Source organism: Lysinibacillus sp. GbtcB16, from assembly GCF_019091145.1.
Classification (GTDB): domain Bacteria; phylum Bacillota; class Bacilli; order Bacillales_A; family Planococcaceae; genus Lysinibacillus; species Lysinibacillus fusiformis.
Genome location: NZ_JAGXJV010000236.1, coordinates 1 through 317, shown reverse-complemented (window position 1 = coordinate 317; position 317 = coordinate 1). Strand labels below are relative to the sequence as shown.

At 23.0% G+C, this 317-nt stretch carries 1 pseudogene; it reads left to right on the top strand.

Going from position 1 to position 317, the window contains the following annotated elements:
* Positions 1-12: 12 nt before the first annotated feature.
* Positions 13-317: pseudogene (locus KVT27_RS27360) on the top strand (hypothetical protein); the annotation flags it as partial.

The window sequence follows — 317 nt, the reverse complement described above, 5'->3', positions numbered from 1 at the left end:
GTCTTTTTTGGGATTGGTTATATTGTCAAAAAAAATATTAAACCTCTTGAAATTAACAGTATATTTAAAGTTAGCTTAATTATTGTTTTAGTGTTCTTATTAAGTATATTAGAATTGTTAATTTGTAAGTTAAATGGAAGAGTTGACATGAATCTTAATGAATATGGAAATTATGCCTATTTTTATTTAGGAAGTTTATTGGGGATTTTTTGCTGGATAATATTCTCGAAATTCTTATCGAATATAAACTTTATTAAATATATTGGTAGAAATTCATTACTTATTTTAGCTGTTCATCAAACATGTATTATGTTTGT